The sequence below is a fragment of the Sphaerisporangium rhizosphaerae genome, assembly GCF_042665155.1.
GTDB lineage: Bacteria > Actinomycetota > Actinomycetes > Streptosporangiales > Streptosporangiaceae > Sphaerisporangium > Sphaerisporangium rhizosphaerae.
The window spans coordinates 84,683-100,767 of the sequence record NZ_JBHTCG010000001.1; the positions used below are offsets into that span (position 1 = coordinate 84,683).

Annotated in this window: 14 protein-coding genes; 4 read left to right on the forward strand and 10 right to left on the reverse strand. The window is 66.7% G+C overall.

Translation table 11 applies throughout. The features are described 5' to 3' along the window. Nucleotides 1–27: 27 nt before the first annotated feature. The 4 genes from ACFQSB_RS00350 to ACFQSB_RS00365 all read right to left on the reverse strand — a co-directional run bounded on the left by ACFQSB_RS00350 (nt 28) and on the right by ACFQSB_RS00365 (nt 5,546). Complete coding sequence (locus ACFQSB_RS00350; protein ID WP_380823663.1) at nt 28–2,553, reverse strand: GmrSD restriction endonuclease domain-containing protein; 2,526 nt, start codon at nt 2,551–2,553, stop codon at nt 28–30. Between the two features lie 403 nt (nt 2,554–2,956). Continuing rightward, on the reverse strand, nt 2,957–3,496 hold the full coding sequence (locus tag ACFQSB_RS00355) for an MBL fold metallo-hydrolase (protein ID WP_380824043.1): 540 nt from the start codon (nt 3,494–3,496) through the stop codon (nt 2,957–2,959). A 154-nt stretch (nt 3,497–3,650) separates the two neighbouring features. Next, nucleotides 3,651–4,709, reverse strand: a complete 1,059-nt coding sequence (locus tag ACFQSB_RS00360; protein ID WP_380823664.1) for a haloalkane dehalogenase — start codon at nt 4,707–4,709, stop codon at nt 3,651–3,653. 12 nt (nt 4,710–4,721) lie between these two features. Continuing rightward, nucleotides 4,722–5,546 (reverse strand): NAD(P)H-binding protein, encoded by an 825-nt coding sequence (locus ACFQSB_RS00365; protein ID WP_380823665.1) that lies wholly within the window; start codon nt 5,544–5,546, stop codon nt 4,722–4,724. An 84-nt stretch (nt 5,547–5,630) separates the two neighbouring features. Between ACFQSB_RS00365 and ACFQSB_RS00370 the strand changes: the two genes are divergently transcribed. After that, nucleotides 5,631–6,209, forward strand: coding sequence for a TetR/AcrR family transcriptional regulator (locus ACFQSB_RS00370; RefSeq protein ID WP_380823666.1), 579 nt, complete (start codon nt 5,631–5,633; stop codon nt 6,207–6,209). Nucleotides 6,210–6,349: 140 nt separating this feature from the next. On the opposite strand, the gene ACFQSB_RS00375 is transcribed toward ACFQSB_RS00370, so the two are convergent. The 3 genes from ACFQSB_RS00375 to ACFQSB_RS00385 form a co-directional block, all read right to left on the reverse strand. Next, complete coding sequence (locus ACFQSB_RS00375) at nt 6,350–6,904, reverse strand: hypothetical protein (protein WP_380823667.1); 555 nt, start codon at nt 6,902–6,904, stop codon at nt 6,350–6,352. Between the two features lie 600 nt (nt 6,905–7,504). After that, nucleotides 7,505–8,008, reverse strand: a complete 504-nt coding sequence (locus ACFQSB_RS00380; RefSeq protein WP_380823668.1) for a hypothetical protein — start codon at nt 8,006–8,008, stop codon at nt 7,505–7,507. Between the two features lie 648 nt (nt 8,009–8,656). After that, complete coding sequence (locus ACFQSB_RS00385; RefSeq protein ID WP_380823669.1) at nt 8,657–9,124, reverse strand: hypothetical protein; 468 nt, start codon at nt 9,122–9,124, stop codon at nt 8,657–8,659. 178 nt (nt 9,125–9,302) lie between these two features. Between ACFQSB_RS00385 and ACFQSB_RS00390 the strand changes: the two genes are divergently transcribed. Then, complete coding sequence (locus tag ACFQSB_RS00390; RefSeq protein ID WP_380823670.1) at nt 9,303–10,274, forward strand: HNH endonuclease; 972 nt, start codon at nt 9,303–9,305, stop codon at nt 10,272–10,274. Nucleotides 10,275–10,358: 84 nt separating this feature from the next. On the opposite strand, the gene ACFQSB_RS00395 is transcribed toward ACFQSB_RS00390, so the two are convergent. Genes ACFQSB_RS00395 through ACFQSB_RS00405 form a run of 3 tightly spaced genes read right to left on the reverse strand, consistent with a single transcriptional unit; the run spans nt 10,359 to nt 13,715 of the window. After that, entirely contained in the window at nt 10,359–11,030 is a 672-nt protein-coding gene (locus ACFQSB_RS00395; RefSeq protein WP_380823671.1) for a hypothetical protein, read from the reverse strand. A gap of 38 nt (nt 11,031–11,068) precedes the next feature. Further along, nucleotides 11,069–11,980, reverse strand: coding sequence for a 5'-methylthioadenosine/S-adenosylhomocysteine nucleosidase family protein (locus ACFQSB_RS00400; RefSeq protein WP_380823672.1), 912 nt, complete (start codon nt 11,978–11,980; stop codon nt 11,069–11,071). Nucleotides 11,981–12,002: 22 nt separating this feature from the next. Further along, on the reverse strand, nt 12,003–13,715 hold the full coding sequence (locus ACFQSB_RS00405) for a hypothetical protein (RefSeq protein WP_380823673.1): 1,713 nt from the start codon (nt 13,713–13,715) through the stop codon (nt 12,003–12,005). A 110-nt stretch (nt 13,716–13,825) separates the two neighbouring features. On the opposite strand from ACFQSB_RS00405, the gene ACFQSB_RS00410 reads away from it, so the two are divergent. Together ACFQSB_RS00410 and ACFQSB_RS00415 are read left to right on the forward strand one after the other, a co-directional pair. Continuing rightward, a complete protein-coding gene (locus ACFQSB_RS00410; RefSeq protein ID WP_380823674.1) occupies nt 13,826–14,560 on the forward strand; it encodes an NUDIX hydrolase in 735 nt (244 codons plus the stop codon). A gap of 62 nt (nt 14,561–14,622) precedes the next feature. Further along, nucleotides 14,623–16,077, forward strand: a complete 1,455-nt coding sequence (locus ACFQSB_RS00415) for a phosphorylase family protein (RefSeq protein ID WP_380823675.1) — start codon at nt 14,623–14,625, stop codon at nt 16,075–16,077. The last annotated feature ends 8 nt before the right edge of the window (nt 16,078–16,085 follow it).

Sequence of the window (16,085 nt, forward strand, 5' to 3'; positions counted from 1 at the left end):
GAACTCCTGCCTGCTGAGAACCCCGCCTCACTCCACCTCCGTCGCCCCCTTGGTCCGGCTGACGAACCAGTCGATGGCGGAGACCAGCACGTCCCAGACGGCCTCGTTGGCCAGCAGGGCGATGTCGAACGACGGATACAGCTCCAGCTTCGCGGCGGGCAGGTCGACGCCGGGCGCCTCGTTCAGTCTCTGGCGCAGCTCGTCCCGCAGAACCGGATCGTTGAACGGGACGCGCTTTTTGAGCGTGGCGAACGGCACCTCCACCGTCTTGTTGTAGAGCCGGACGATGGGCAGGATCTCGCTGCCGAGCCTGACGAAGGGCGCGCACGACGCCCCTGCCGACCGGCCGAACTGCACCTCGCCGCCACGGCCGCGCCACCAGTCCAGAAGGCGGGACACCGCACCGGCCGCCTGCGGCCCCTTCTCTTCACCGACTTGCTGGAAGAAGCGCTGCTCGTGTTCGCCGACATGAGCGTAATCGTCATCGGCCGCGAGCGCCGCCTCGCTCAGATCCACCGCCCCCGGAAGCTCCAGCAACTCGGCGAGTTCCCGGGCCGAGATCCGCTGGGCGGGATCGGCGCGGCCGGCCTCGTCGAGCCTGATGCCCTCGGCGCTGAGCACCTCGTGAACGTCGCGGTCGTCGTTCTCGTCGGCCCAGTGGAACCCCTTGGACACCTGCCCGTTCGCGGTGAGCACGCGGTGTGCGTTGAGCACCTCCGACGCGGACAGGTGCACGCCGACGGGCACGGCATGCGACCCGATCAGCTCCGCGAGATCTCCGTAGGTCGTCCAGGTGCCCGCCGGCAGTGCCGCGAGCGCCGAGTGCAGCAGCGTCCAGTCTCGTGAGGGCCCGACCGGGCCGAGGTCCAGCGGGCTCGGCCAGATCTCGATGGCCCGTGCGGCCAGCTCGTCGGCGCGGGACTGGATCTCGGCCTTGCCCCACTGCTCGTGCTTGGCGATCCGCTGGTTCATGACGAGGCTGCTACGGCCCAGGAAGTCCCGCTTCTTGGTGAAGGACATGTTGCTCAGCTCGGAGTTGTATCCGGTGAGCGTCAGGTTGCCGAGGGTGTGCACGAGCTCCTTGTGGACCCGGTCGGCGTCCCCGTCGGCGGCGAGCTGCTCCCGCCAGTCGGCCGTGGGGCTCTGCGGCAGCACGTGCTCGATGGTGATCTTCGTGTCGGAGAGCTCGACCGGTTCCTTGCCGCCGTAGGACTCCTCCAGCCGGCGAAGCACGAGCTTCTGCTGCGCGGTGCGCCCGGCCCAGTAGAAGGCCCGGCTGCGGATGTCAGAGCGGAACTGCTCGTCGGGCGACCAGTACAGGCGTGCCTGTGACAGGCCGGTGCGCACCACGTCGTTCACCGGCTCCTCCCCGGTCAGCTCGCGGGTCAGGCGCATGAAGATCTTGTTGAGGTTGCCGGTGGTGACTCCCCCGATGAGACGGCGGACCAGGAAGCTCTCGATGTAGCGCTGGGCCTCGATCACCTCGTCCTCGCTGGCTTCCCCGCTCTCGTTGAGTTCCAGCAGCCGCATGATGACGGGGTAGGCGGTGTTGCCCTTCCACTCGTTCAGGAACCGCAGGCGCGCGTCGATCTCCGACTCGCCGGCCGGCGTCAGAATGCGCTCCAGGTAGCGGGCCCGGCGCGCCAGGTTCTTGACGTACGCCTCGACCCGATCCTCGACGTCCTTCTTGTCCACGGTCACCGCGCGGAGGAGCTCCTGGTGACCGCGATAGGTGTCGTTGTACTGCGCCTCATCGCCGCGGTCGAGGATCAGCGCCAGGTACATCAACTGGTCCATCCCCTTGGCGCCCAGCTTCTGCTGCATGGGCAACCAGTGCGTGTCGTACACGAACTGGCCCTTGGTGGGCAGGTGCATGAACACGTAGTTGCGGATGAGGTCGACCTGGCTGAGCCGCATGCCGGTGTTGTTGATGGACTCGAAGATCCGGAAGGCGTTGTCGTCGCCCTCCACGACGATCTGTACAAGGTTCAAGCGGTTGAGCACGACGCTTTCGATGCGCGCGATGTCGTGCGGGTCCGCCGGGTCGTCGACCTCGACGAGCTTGGTGCGGAAGAACTGATAGGCGGACGCGATGAGGCTGTCGGTGGCACCGAAAGGCTGACCTTCGACGCAATCCTTGAACGTCTGCCGATCCATTTGCGTGGGCAGGAGGCGATAGCGGGCGTCACCGGGACGAAACCTGTTGATCAAATGGGTCTCGTTGATTCGCTCGCGGTGTACCGGATCCTCGGCCGCCTGATGATCTCGGAGAGCACAGAGGGCGACCATCAGAGTCGTCAGCCGCTGCTGGCCATCCACCACCAGCCACTCCGGGTTGCCTGGCGAGTTGTTCGGACCGGGAGCGAGGACCACCGAACCGAGGAAGTGGCTGTTGTCCTTACCCTGCCCGACGCGGTCCGCCTGGAGTTCGATGTCGCGCCACAGGGTGGAAAGCTGCCCGCGCTCCCAGGAGTACGGCCGCTGGTACAGCGGCACCAGCAGTTGCTGCTCCCCGGCGATGATCTCCCGCAACGTCGTCTCGTTGGCCTTCACACCCATCCCCTTCGCAATGCCACTGCCAAGCAGAGCTAATGATCCTCACATGGCCGACTCCATTGAGCAAATGGATGGCACAGAATTCAAGCGACCCACTGATCCCCGGGAGAAGACCAGAGACGCGAACGTGAGAAGTAATCACCAATTACCCATACTTCGCATAACGCATATATCCGCCAATGACTGGTGCGGACGACAATGAGCTGACAACGCGGAGGCCCGGCACCTGATATCCCGCGCCGGCCTTGGACTCACCTCCGCACTCCCCAGAAGTACGCCGAATTCGATACGACGCGCCGGAAGTGATCGGGAAAGCGGCTGACCCACGGCTCGACCCGGACCCTACGGCTCGGCGTCGCGGCCGTGGCGTCGGGCGAGCCTGACAGAGGGCGGCCCGGCGCTAGAAATCGATGTGCGCGGGTTCCCAGATCGAGCAGTCGTGGGCGAAGAGCACACGGCGCGGGTCGAAGTCGGCGAGGCGTTCCAGCCAGGGCCGGTACGAAGGGAGCGGGTCCGCCGCACCGTGGAGTGCCGCCTGACGGGCCAGGTGGTCGGAGGCGAAATGGGACGCGAAGTCGTGGGCCTGGCCGGCGAGGACCACGCTCCCGTCGGGACGCTGGAGGACCAGCGACTGGTGGCCCTCGGTGTGCCCGGGGGTGGGGATGATCCAGACGCCGGGCCAGACCTCGGTCTCCCCCGCGAGCTCCTCGTAGGTCGCGCCGGCGAAGTCGACGAGCGCGTCCACGGTGTAGCCGCCACGGCGGGCGGTGGCCAGTTCGGAGTCCTGGACCAGGATGGGCCTACCGCTCAGCATGGGGTTGCCGCCGCAGTGGTCGAAATGCAGATGACAGTTCGCGACCAGCGCGATGTCACCGGCGCCCACCCCGGCGTCCGCCAGCGCGCCCGCCCACCCATCGAGATGGCCGTGGCGACTGTAGATCGGTCCCCTGGGTACCTGTCAGCTCAATCTTCGCGATCTCGACGGGTACCGGGCGTCGCGTCGGCCCGCCACGGCATGGGCGGCGGACAACACCGAGCAGAACGTCCTGCTCGGGCAGGTCCCCGGCAGGGACATCTGCCCCTGCCATCGGGAATCAGCGGAGTCCGTGCTTGTCGGCCCAGTCGGCGATGGCGGCGGCGATCAGGTGAGGGTGGTCTTCCGGGGTGTGGTGCCCGGCGATCACGTCGTGATGCCGGATCTCCAGGCCGGCCATGTTGGCCGCACACCAGTCGTACATCGCCGGGGTCATCATGTGGCCGGGGCCGGGGTTGAAGGTGAGCAGCAGCTTGGGCACCTCGGGGCTGGTCGCCAGCCACTGGTCGTAGGCCTCGACCCTGGCCACGACGTCGGCGGGCTCTCCGCCGAGCGGCATCGACCGTGCCCATCGCAGCAGCGGCAGGCGGCTCTCCCGCGTGGGATAGGGCCTGCGGTAGGCGTCGAGGTCCTCCTGGCCGAGGGTGGTGGCGACACTGCCCGGCAGCCCCTGCTCGAGGAAGAGGTTGTCGTCGAGCATCATCGCCTCGCCCACGCCGCTGGTCTTGATCGCCTGGAACAGCTCTCGGCCACCTTCGGGGAACTCCTCCCAGGACATCGGCTTGACGATCGCCTCGGTGAACGCGATGCCGCGGACGCGACCGGGGTGGCGGGCGGCCCAGTCGAAGGCGAGGAAGCTGCCCCAGTCATGGCCGACCAGCACCACGTCGTCGAGGCCGAGGGCGTCGAACCAGGCGTCCAGGTAGCGGACGTGGTCGGCGAAGGTGTAGTCGATGGGCGGTTTGCCGGATCTGCCCATGCCGATCAGGTCGGGAGCCAGACGGCGGCCGGGCTCACCGACGGCCGGGAGGACGTTCCGCCACAGGTAGGAGGAGGTCGGGTTGCCGTGCAGGAAGACCATCGGGGCGCCGGCGCCGAGGTCCTCGTAGTACATCGTCGAGTCGAGTACGGGCTGGGTGGGCATGGTGTGTGTCCCTTTCAGATGTTGAGTTTCATCACTCAGTCGACCGCTATCTCGATCACAACCCCACCGGGCGGGGCGGGCGGTGCGGACCGGTAGCGTTCGGCGCAGCGACGTGCCCCCTCGGCGAGGCGCAGCGGTCCACCAGGGTGGTGAGGCGCCCTCGGGGATGATCTGAGGTCGTCGCCAGACGGTCACCGGCCGGGGTCGTCATCGGAAGGCCGCGATGTTGCGTGCCGCCCAGTCGGCGAAGGTGCGCGGTGCGCGGCCGAGGATCCGCTCGACGTCGGGGCTCACCTGCTGCTCGTCGCCCGACGGCTCGCCCAGGATGGCGAGGGTGCCGTCGACGACCGGCTCGGGCATGAACCGCAGCATCTGCGCGCGGGCTTCCTCGCGGGTCTGCTCGACGAACCGGACGGGAGTGCCCAGCGCCCCACCGATCGCCGCGACCCGTTCCCGCGGGGTGACCGGCTCCGGGCCGGTGAGCTCGTACGCGCGGCCGGTGTGGCCGTCCTGGGTCAGGGTCGCGGCCGCGACCTCGGCGATGTCCGCCGGGTCGATGGCCGGCAGCCCGATGTCGCCGAACGGCGCGGCGGCCGTCCGCTGCGACCGGATCTGATCGGCCCAGGCATAGGCGTTGGAGTGGAAGCCGCCGGGCCGCAGGATCGTCCAGGCCAGACCGGAGCCTTGCACGGCTTCCTCGAACGCGGCGGGATGGCGGTAGACCTCGGGTCGTGTCCTGGCTCCCTGAGAGGAGAGCAGCACCACCCGCTGGATTCCGGCCGCCTTGGCCAGGTCCAGGATGCCCTGCGGGTCGTCACCGGCGACGAGCAGGAACAGCGTGTCGGCCCCCTCCAGCGCGGGCTTCAGGCTGACGGGCTCGGCGAGGTCGCCCCGGATGTGCCGTACGCCGGGCGGCAGCTGCGAGGGCTGCACGGGCTGCCGGGAAACCGCCGTCACCTGCTCTCCGGCCGCGGCGAGGATCCGCACGACGTTCCGTCCGACGTTCCCGGTCGCACCCGTTACTACGATCACGCAAACCATCTCCTGAGTGAGTTAGCTGACTAACTGACTCAGGACCATAGTCGATCAGATCACCACGCGTCTATAGTTAGTCAGGTGACTGACTCGACGAAGGTGCGGCAGAAGCCGGGCAAGCGGGAGCGGCTGGCCACGGCCGCGGCCCGCGTCCTGCACGAACAGGGTGTCGAGAAGACGACGCTCGCCGACATCGCCCGAGCGGCCGACGTGCCCGTGGGCAACGTCTACTACTACTTCAAGACCAAGGACCAGCTCGTCGAGGCCGCGATCGACGCGCACGGGCAGAACCTGCAGACGATCATCGCCGCGCTCGACGACCTGCCCACCCCCCAAGAGCGGCTGAAGGCGCTCGTGGGCGGGTGGGTCGATCAGCGCGAGCTCGCGGCCCGGTACGGCTGCCCCACCGGAACACTGGCCGCAGAACTCGACAAGCGCGAAGACGGCCTGGACCGCCAGATCGCCAAGATCATGCAAGTCCTGCTCGACTGGGCCGAGCAACAGTTCCAGGCGATGGGCCGGTCCGACTCCCGCGAGCTCGCCGTAGCCCTGATCGCCGCCTACCAGGGGATCTCCCTGCTGACCAACACCTTCCGTGACCCCGAACTCATGGCCACCGAAGGCTGCCGCCTGGAACGCTGGATCGACTCGCTGACCTGAACGGCGGGCGCCAACAGCGCGTTGATCTCCAGACAGTGCACGCTCGACGTCGTCCCCCGCGACCAGGGCGCAGGAGAGCAGCTCGACCACCAAGTGGGAAGCCGCGGCCTCCTCCCCATGTCGATGCAGGACTTCGGTGATCACGCGCCGCAGCGCGGGCGGTCACAGGTGAGGACGTTGTACTCGCCCGCCGCGCCCCAGACGACGCGCGGCAGCCGGTCGGGGCCAATCGCGAGCTCCAGCGAGCCCGGCTCCGCCGCCCGCAGCAGTGGCACATCCCGTCCGTCGTCGCATCTCTCGTCCGCGCAGGCGTGGAGGGTGACACGGTCATCGTCCCGGGAGTAGCCGGCGATCAGCGGCCGGTCATGGTCGTCGAAAGCGAACCCGAACCCGCGCAGCGGCACAACATGGCGCAGCTCCGTGACCTGCGGCGTACCGGCACAGGTGGCCGTCGCCCAGGTCAGTATCCGGGCCGCGCCGGTGTCCGGGTCGTTGTAGGCGAGCACCGGCCGGCCGTCGCGCCTGACCGCGAGGGCAAGCCGGACGTAGCCGTACGAGATCGCCCAGTCACCGGACAGCGGCCCCAGCGTCTCGACCGTGTGGCCGGCGCAGGACGCCGACCCGCAGACCGCCACGGTGATGAGCCCGCGGTCCCTGTCGAGATGGGCCACGACGGCCCGGCCGGTGTCCCCCACGGCCACAGCCAGCGGACGGTCCTGGTAGACGATGTCGGCGAGCCCGGAACATGCTGACCGTTCGCGCGGACGCGCATGTCACGCTCTCGCACAACGTCAGCAGGACCGCCGAGGACGAGGACGTGGTCGGGGTCGCCGAGCGGAGCGTCTCGAAGAACTTGCAACATCGGGCTCGGCCAACCCTGGCTGGACCACCGATGCGACCACCGGCATGGGGACGCCGGCGGCGACGGTGCTGTAGTCGGACAGGCCATCCTGCGACGCCGACGCCAGGCGCCGGCCCTTCATGAGATCGGTTCAGCGGCCGCGAGAGCAGGGGATCAGACGGAGGGTCATGTCCGCGCCTTCGTCCACCCACGGGATTATGCGGATGGTGCCGTCGCTGCCGGGCACCACATTGATGCCGCGTGGATCCACGAGCCTCAGACGCTGGTCGATCTCGACCGTCCGCCGGCCCGCGCATCGTACGTCCTCGCAGACCAGCGGCTCGACACCCGCGACGATGGGGCGCCGCCCGCGCCGAAGACGATGCGCGGCGGTATAAGCTCTTCCCGCTCCGCCGGCGCAGCCACGAGCGTGGCCGTGAGGATCCCCAGCGGATCACCGAGGAGGACTACACCGTAGAGCGCCCCCGGCAGCAATGCCCCCAGCACCGTCACGAGGACGGCCGGCCGGCCGCGGCGACGCGACGCCCCCGCTCGGGCACCACCCGCTCGGGCACCACCTGCTCGGGCGCTGGCACCTGCAGCGCCCGCTCACCGGCACGCCGGCACGCCGGCACAGGTGGGTGTAGCAGCACGCGAGCAACACCACCTGCAAGGGCGCCAGCAGTGTCTCGAGGACGACGGCCGCCACGCTGCCCGCGACCACCGCCGGACCACCGGCGAACAGCGACCGGGTCGTCCAGGACGGCAGCCACGCCGGCGCCGACACCACCGCCACCATCCCCATATGCGCGACGGTCGTGAGGTGATCTCCGCGGGCCAGCCGCACCGCCCGCACCGTGGCCGCCACCGCCCCGACCGGCTGGGCCCCGACGACGGGGATCGCGAGCAGCACCCGGCACACCACCAGGAACGGCCCCACCGCCACCAACAGACCCACCGCGGTCCCGGCATACGCCCCTGCCACCGCCAAGGGATCACGACCACCGCCATCGCAGCGAACAGGATCGCCAACAGCAGCAACAGCGCGCCGGTCCGGCGGACCAGTCCGCGCAGTGCCCACACGGCCGACACCGGACGCCCTTCGAGCCCGGCGACCACGAGGCGACAGCCCGCGACCATGGACACCACCCTCGCGACCACGGACCCGATGGCGGCGAGACCGAGCAGGACCGGCGTCGCGACGGAACCGGGGCCGGGAACGGGCACACCGTTGATCACGGACGCGTCTGGCACGGCAACCCACACCAGCACGGCGACGTCCACGAGCCCGGCCAGGCCCACGGTGACCACGGAGGCGGCCAGCAAGGGCATGCACATCCGCCCCGCCGTACGGCACGCCCCCCACACAGCACCCCAACCCCCCGGCGACACGCCGGTCCGGCGACCTTTTCCGCTTACGGAGGGGGATGTCATGCCATCTCACCTCATGTCAGCATCAATTACGCGATGGCGCCCCACGTGACTACCTATGCTTTCAGCGGTCCGCCACAGATTCTGGCGCAACCAGGAATCCGGGCACCCGCGCCCGGCTCGGCCCGCAAGGGAGGTCGCGTGCCTCCCGGACGGCCGGAGTAGCAGTTCGGCGTCATTTCTCGCCCGTGTACCAGGCCATGACGGTCACGGGGCCCTTACCGGACCGGACTTGGTACGCGCTGACATTCACCTCGCGATCACCGACCTTCCCAATGACGGTCGCGGAATTCTCGTCGGGCGCGATCTGCACTCGGACTTCGGCTTCCGGCAGGCGCGTCCATGTCGGAGGGTTGAACCCGCGCAGGGCGCTCTCGATCGACATGCCGTTCAGTTCGATCTCCACCCACGCGCCTGTTTCAGGAGGCTGGCAGCCATGGCCGCCTTCGATGTCATCGTGCCGCACCGACGGCAGGTACGGCGCGATGGCCTCGGCCAGTCTCTCGTTGTCGGCCGCCGCCAGCTCGATGCATGCCGGATCCGCCCTCATGAGAAGCGCGTCCAGGAATGCCTCCGCCCTCACGAAGACGAAGGCTCCAGTAGCCACCACCACACAGAAGGCCATCGCGACGATGGTGTTCACCGTTCGTGTGCGCATCCTGCCGTCCGTCCTCAGAATCGGCCCGAATGCTTCACCCTAGTCGTCCACGACGGGCCGATCGGCGTCAACGGACCATGTTTCGGCCGCCCCGTACTTGCATGCGGGCCCACGAGAATCCGGTTCCAGCACAGTCGGCGGGCCGGCCATTTGGGGAGATCGAGTGGCGGGGACGATCAACGCGGTGGACAATTCCCGCATGAAGGCATACGTCGGGGTGACCGATGGTGAGTGGTACCGCTTCCTCGCTGCCCGCCCGGCCCTGGCCGAGGTGAATTTCTGGCGGCCCTCCGGAGCGCGGGAGTTCCGGGTTCTCAGCCCCGGCGAGCCCTTCTTCTTCAAAAGTCACCACCCGCACAACAGCGTCATCGGCGGCGGGTTCTACAGCGGCTTCGCCCAGCTCCGCGTGTCCGAGGCGTGGGAGTTCTTCGGTCAGGCCAACGGCGCGGCCGATGTGGACGAGATGCGCCAGAGGATAGGCAAATACCGTAGCAAGTTGATCGCCCCTGGTGAGGACCCGGTGATCGGCTGTGTTTTCGTCCGCGACACGCGCTTCTTCCCGCTCGACGATGCTGAAGGACCTCCGCCGGACTTCGCCCCGAACATCGTTCAGGGCAAAGGGTACGATCTCGCGGTTCACCCCCGCGCCGACTATTTCCACGATCTTCTCTTACGCCTGCTGGGCGCTCCCGTAGAGATAGATCTCTCCGAGCCGTGGCACCGTGACGGCCCGGTGTACGGCGATCCTCGCCTGGCTCCTCGCCGCCTTGGCCAACAGTCGTTCCAGGCCGTCGTTCTCGGCGCCTACAACCGGCGTTGCGCCGTCACCGGCGAGAAGATCCGCCCTGTCCTGCAGGCCGCCCACATCCGTCCGCTGTTGGCCGGCGGGCAGCACCGCCTGGACAATGGGCTGCTGCTCCGCTCGGACGTCCACACCCTGTTCGACCGGGGATACCTGGCGGTGGACCCCGGCTACCGACTGCGGGTCAGCCCTCGCCGCCGAGAGGAGTTCGGCAACGGCGAGGAGTTCTACAAGCGAGCGGGTTCCGAGATAGCCGTACCCGATCAGCGCCCCGACCGTCCCCACCGCGAAGCCCTCGAATGGCACCTCGACGAGGTGTTCCTGTCATCGTGAGCGGTGGCAGTGTGCGTCGTCATCCTCCACTGCCATTGTCCGCCCGGTAAGCCTCCCGCTGGCCCGATCGCCGTTCACCTTAGGTCAGTGTTCAGTCGACGCGACGGATGCCGGTCGGGAATGTTCCCATGCCGTTGCGAACAACAGCAGTGCGTAGTCGTAGAGCAACCCGGGCCGGCGCGCCTCCAGACACGGCGAGTTGCGACCGTGCTCTGCGGGCCCATAGATCGTGAGGTAGGCGACCCGGTCGGTCACGATGACGCGATGCAGGTTGGGCAGATCATAGAACCGCAAACGGACATCTTGGCGATCGGACGTCGCCGCAGTTATGTATGCCGCGTTCAAACGGATCTGCTCCCCGAGCAGTCCGACCGCGAATCCTGGGTCGATTCGGAGCAACTCTGCCTCTCTCATCGCCAGCCAGGACGCTGGGCCGAGTTCGGGGTCGGGCAGCAGTATCTCCACCGATCGCAACCGCTTGCCGATGTTCTGCCAGACGGCGGCGAACCCATCACGGGTCATCTCGTTCCCCCGCCCGGCGAGCACCTTCACCCACCGGGCGCGGACCAGTTCGGCCGGCAGATCGAGATTGGCCAGTCTCTGCTGCAGGTAAAGGCGCCGAAGTCCTAAGCCGGTGAGCCGCGAGAGCAGCGTTATGGGAAGCTGCCTGGCCCAAGGGGAAACCACCCACCCTGCGGTCACGGTAAGCGCCGTCGCGAGAATGGAGCTCAGCACCCCGAGCACAAAGGCACTCATGGTCATCTCCTTGTTGTCACGCAGGGAGACCGTGGACTTCAGCGCTCAGCGCGCGTCGAACGGCCGAGTGGCAGGTAGGGCAGAAGCGCCCGCAGAACCTTGGCTGCATGCCACGCTGCAGCGGCTTGGGGATCGTCGCCCTTATCCGGGTCCGCGTTGTCGGATATGCCACGAATGACCAGCCACCCTTCGACGCGGCCGACTCCGGACTGCTCATAGAAGGCCCGGACGAGCCCACCTGCCTCCATGTCCACTGCGCGCGTGGTGTCGTTGTAAGCGACGAGATAGCGGCGGATCTCTGAGGCGACGTCCGCGATGACGGCTTCGCCTGAGCCGATCGGCCCATGCAGCACCTGGTAGCCGCGCAGGACACCATCCGATCCTTGCGCCTGGAATCTGGCCGGCTCGTCGTGGTCGTCAAAGAACGTATTGATGGCGCGCACGATCGGCGCAGGAGCAGGGACGTCCTCACCCCTGCGCCAAACCTGGCTAGGCGTCTCCTTTCGCCGGTCGTAATACACGACCTGTGTGCCGATCACGACATCTCCGATGTTGACGTCCCTGTGGATACCTCCACCGATACCGACAAGCGCGATAACGGCTGGCTGGTAATGCTGCCGCAGGTCTCCGAACGCGGTAACGGCCGAACGTTGCCCCTGCGAGAGGGTTCGTATGGCGGCGACGCGAGCAGTCCGATCGCGGACCTGCACTTCGCCCTCGTGGAAGGGCAGTTCGCCGCCACTGGAGGGACGGAGACCGAGGACCTCGCGAACCGCGCGTAACTCCACCGGCTTGACAGCGATCACTCCTATGTCCGCCTTCCGGCGACCGGTCGGCACGGGCGTTGGTTCGGTGACGTTGACGGTGGCATTGTCCCCCACCGCCGATCCACTGACGGTCGTGCTCCCTCCGGTGGTGAGAATCCCGCTGTTCCGCACGTTCGCCGCCATAGTCGGCTCCTCCATCTTTCGATCATTGACTGTTCGCGTCCTCGCGGATGTCTGCCTTGACCTGGGAATGGGCGCCCACCGCGGAGTTGTGCACCTCGGTCGTCCCGCCCATGTTGAGTACACCGCTGTTGATGATGGTGGAGGCTTGTTTCTCGAAGGTCGACGTATCGAGCCCTCTGCCATCCAGGAATTCCTTTGTGGTCTTCAAAAGGTGCTGCTCTATGATTTTCATGTAGTCATAAATAGTGAACTTGTCCAGGCTCGCCTCCTCCCATTTCATGGATTTCAGTTCGCGAATGCTGGCTTGCGTGCCCGAACCTGGTACATGGCGCCGCGGATAAGCACCGCGCTTGCTCGCCCGTACGGCACGCACGAGCGTCGCCGGCGCCGCCGCCACGCGCCACACCATGCCGACAGTCAGAGGGAGATCGCGCAGGCCGGTCAGCGCGGAGCGGACAACGGCGATCCAGCCGCTTCGCCCGCCGGCATCGAAGATTCCGTATTCCTCCGGAGTGCGGGTCAGCGCACATGCCGCGAAGTCCAGGCTGAGGGCGCGTCCCTTGACCGTTACTCGGAGATAGATGCTGGTCACGAGCTCTCCGGTGTCCGTGACAACGATCTCCAGGAAATGGTGGTACAGCTTGTTCGGGTGGTCGATGATCGACTCGAGGTCCTGAGAGTCGGGATGGACATGAAGCGATTCCCGGTTCGTGGCCGAGACGTCCGCCTCTGCGATGTACAAACGGGACCTGCACTCCAGTCCTCGTAACTTGGTGGGGTGGTGCGCATCCTCCTCCGGCCGCATCGCGTCCAGATCTTTCTTGAGACGACCCACCAGTTCGTGCGCTTCGAAGGGAATGTCGATATCGACCGGGGCATCCGCATCTGACGGCAGCAGTTGAATCGCGAGCGGCGGTAGCCACCGGTGAATCAGCCTGCCACTGCCCACGAACAGGCTTGGCTCATCGAACGGGTCCGGATCGTCGAACAGAGTAGGCGTGACGAGTGCCCGCCCCTTCCGGGCGGGTTCAGCACTTTGAGGCCGTGAGTACACCACGCAGGGATGCTTCTCCTGGAAGGAGATCGCTGCCAACCGTCCGGTGCGCGGCACGATCCGGAGCGACTTGGCATTATGCATCTTGTTGATGGCGATCCGCTTGGCGACGGCCGACCCCGCCGCCCACGTGGCGACGAGCGCCACAAGCCAAACCGCTCCCTCCACCACCCGCGCCAACGGCCGGCCGACCAGACCCGACACCACCATCGGCACCAGAAGCAGCGGAAGAGAAGCCCCGAGGCTGATCCGCAAGAGCCGTGCATGCACCCTCAGGAGCTCCCCTTCGCTAGCCCATCGGTCGCGGTGCAGCCATCGGTCGGCCACTTCCTTGGCTTTGAGCGGTGCGAGCACCAGCGCATTGCGCAACGCCATCCGCACCAGGTGGCCTAGGGCGATCCAACTGACCGCCGTCAACGTGACCGGGGCGTTCGCCACGAATCCCATCAGCAGCATGCCCAGAATGCCGACATCCTGAATGACCTCGAGCGCCCATGCCCGCCAGGCGTGCCGGACGACGGCCACCAGGTCGAAGCCGTAGGACGGGGCGACCCGACGCCGGGTGTCGTTGTACACCTTCTGGATCACCGTTGATCGGAAGTTCCGATCAAGGTAGACGCCAGCGCAAAGATTGCGGGTCGCGGCGTCTTCGCGCATCTCTTGGTGGAAGGCCTCGTTCATCGAAGCTCCCGGCGATCGGCCATGACGATCTCCCGCTCTACTTTAGGTAGAAGCGACCTTAACCTCTTCAAAATTTTGAGTCAAGGTGACCTTTAGCTAGAGTGGGAGGCGTGACCGAAACCCCGATAAGGGCGTCGAAGCACGCACCCATCTTCGTGACCGTCGATCTGGTGATCTTCACGGTCCGTCAGGACGTGCTGCAGGTATTGCTCATTGAGCGCGGCAACGAGCCGTACTTCGGCCTCCCCGCCCTTCCCGGTGGGTACGTCCGTGACGGCGAGACCCTGGACCAAGCCGCACTCCGCGAACTCAGCGAAGAGACCGGGGTCGATGGCCGCCAGTTGCACCTGGAACAGCTCCGCGCCTACAGCGAACCGGAACGAGACCCGCGGGGGCGGATCATCACCGTGGCCTACCTCGCCCTCGGCCCCGACCTCCCCCACCCGGTGGCGGGAACTGACGCCCGGGCCGCCCATTGGACACCGGTGGCGTCCGTCCTGGACCGCGTTTCCCTGGCCTTCGACCACTCTGACATCCTGTGCGACGCCCTCGAAAGAGCCAGGTCGCAGCTGGAGTACACGACCGTCGCCGCCGCCTTCTGCAACGAGCCCTTCACCGTTGGTGATCTACGACAGATCTATGAGGTCGTCTGGGGGGTCCCCCTCGACCCCAGCAACTTCCGCCGTAAGGTCACCCACGCCGAGGGATTCCTGGTGCCGACCGGCGAACGACGCTACCCCGACATTGGCCGCCCAGCCACGCTCTACCGACGAGGGCCGGCGCGGTTGCTCGTCCCCCCGCTACTGCGGTCAGGCGAAGCGGCCCACGCGTCCCTGTGCCTGTGACACCCTTCCCTCTGTCCTCCAGATAGTCACAACGAAGCGTCGGCATTAAAGGTGGCCCCTCAATGAACAAGCCATCCGAGCAGAACAGGCGAATGGTGCGCGAAAACGCAACAGTGGTCGTGATCACTCCGATGAACCTTGAGTACAAGGCGATGCGCACGCAACTCGTCGACCTACGGCAACGGTGGCACCCCGAGGGAACATTGTTCGAGGTGGGAAGCATACCTGGGATTCCGTGGCAGGTAGCGTTGATAGTGACAGGCGAGGGGAACGCGAACGCGGCTGTGCTGGCCGAACGGGCCATCAACGAGTTCAAACCCCGACTGCTGCTCGTTGTCGGCATCGCTGGGGGACTTAAAGATGACATCGAGCTTGGCGATGTCGTAGTGGCGACGTGGATCCACGACTATCATGGCGGGAAAGAGGATGACGACGGATTTCGAGCCCGTCCCCGCGGCTGGGGAGCGGCGCACCGGTTGGAGCAGGTGGCGCGGATGGTCGACTTTCGCGACGAGTGGACCGACCACCTGCCCTCATCAGCCAAGCCAACGGTGCATTTTAAGCCGATCGCGGCGGGCGATATCGTCCTCAACTCACGCAACTCGGCACTCGCCGTGCAGTTGCGAAGCCACTACAACGATGCAGCGGCCATTGAGATGGAGAGCGCCGGTACAGGTACCGCGGCTCATCTCAACGCGTCACTCCCTGTCCTTACGATCCGAGGAATCAGTGATAAGGCCGACGGGGAGAAGCACCTGAGCGACGCGGCGGGGCTCCAGCCGCGGGCGGCCTCACATGCCGCTGTCTTCGCTGCCGCCTTTCTCGAGGAGCTCGCGATCGCCGAGGAAAGCGTGTCCTACGACACCGCACCAGAACTCGCGGCGACCGACGAAACCACCTGGAGACCCCTCGACGCCCCCCTGGCGACGTACTGGCTATCCGATCTCGGCTTGGACACCTCGAACATGTCCGCCGCACTGGAACTGCACGTCGTTCCAATCGCCCCCAGCCGGCGGTTGGAGGCCCGCAGACTGACGACGGTAAAGGAGGAGCTCGCCGCCCTCGGACAGGCAAAGGGTCTGTTCACATCGACTGAAGGGCTACGGACGGAAGCTCCGGCGGCCGTCGTCTCGCCCTCCGGGGCTGGTCTGGCAGTCACCCGCGACGGTCAGCGCTCCGTCTGGCAACCACTACCAGCAGATATGTTTGGCGCCGTACTGGACGCAGCGGACCTCGTCGGCCGCTTGACGGAACTGCTAGCGCTGCTTGTCACAATCAAGGCGCCGATTACCACGGAGGTGGGTCTCGCAATCGGTCTCACGCGTACCTATCTCGTCGCGGAAGGCCGAGTGTCAGACCTTCCGCGGACGGGCGGCTCCATACCTATGTCATCAGCACCTCTGCGCGTACCAGCCGACGATGCCCTGCTTTTCAGCTACCTCACCTCTGACACCGGAAACGTCGCTGAAGAACTCTGTGCACGTCTACTCCATGCCTTCCGCACGGAAGGTCGATGACGCACGAG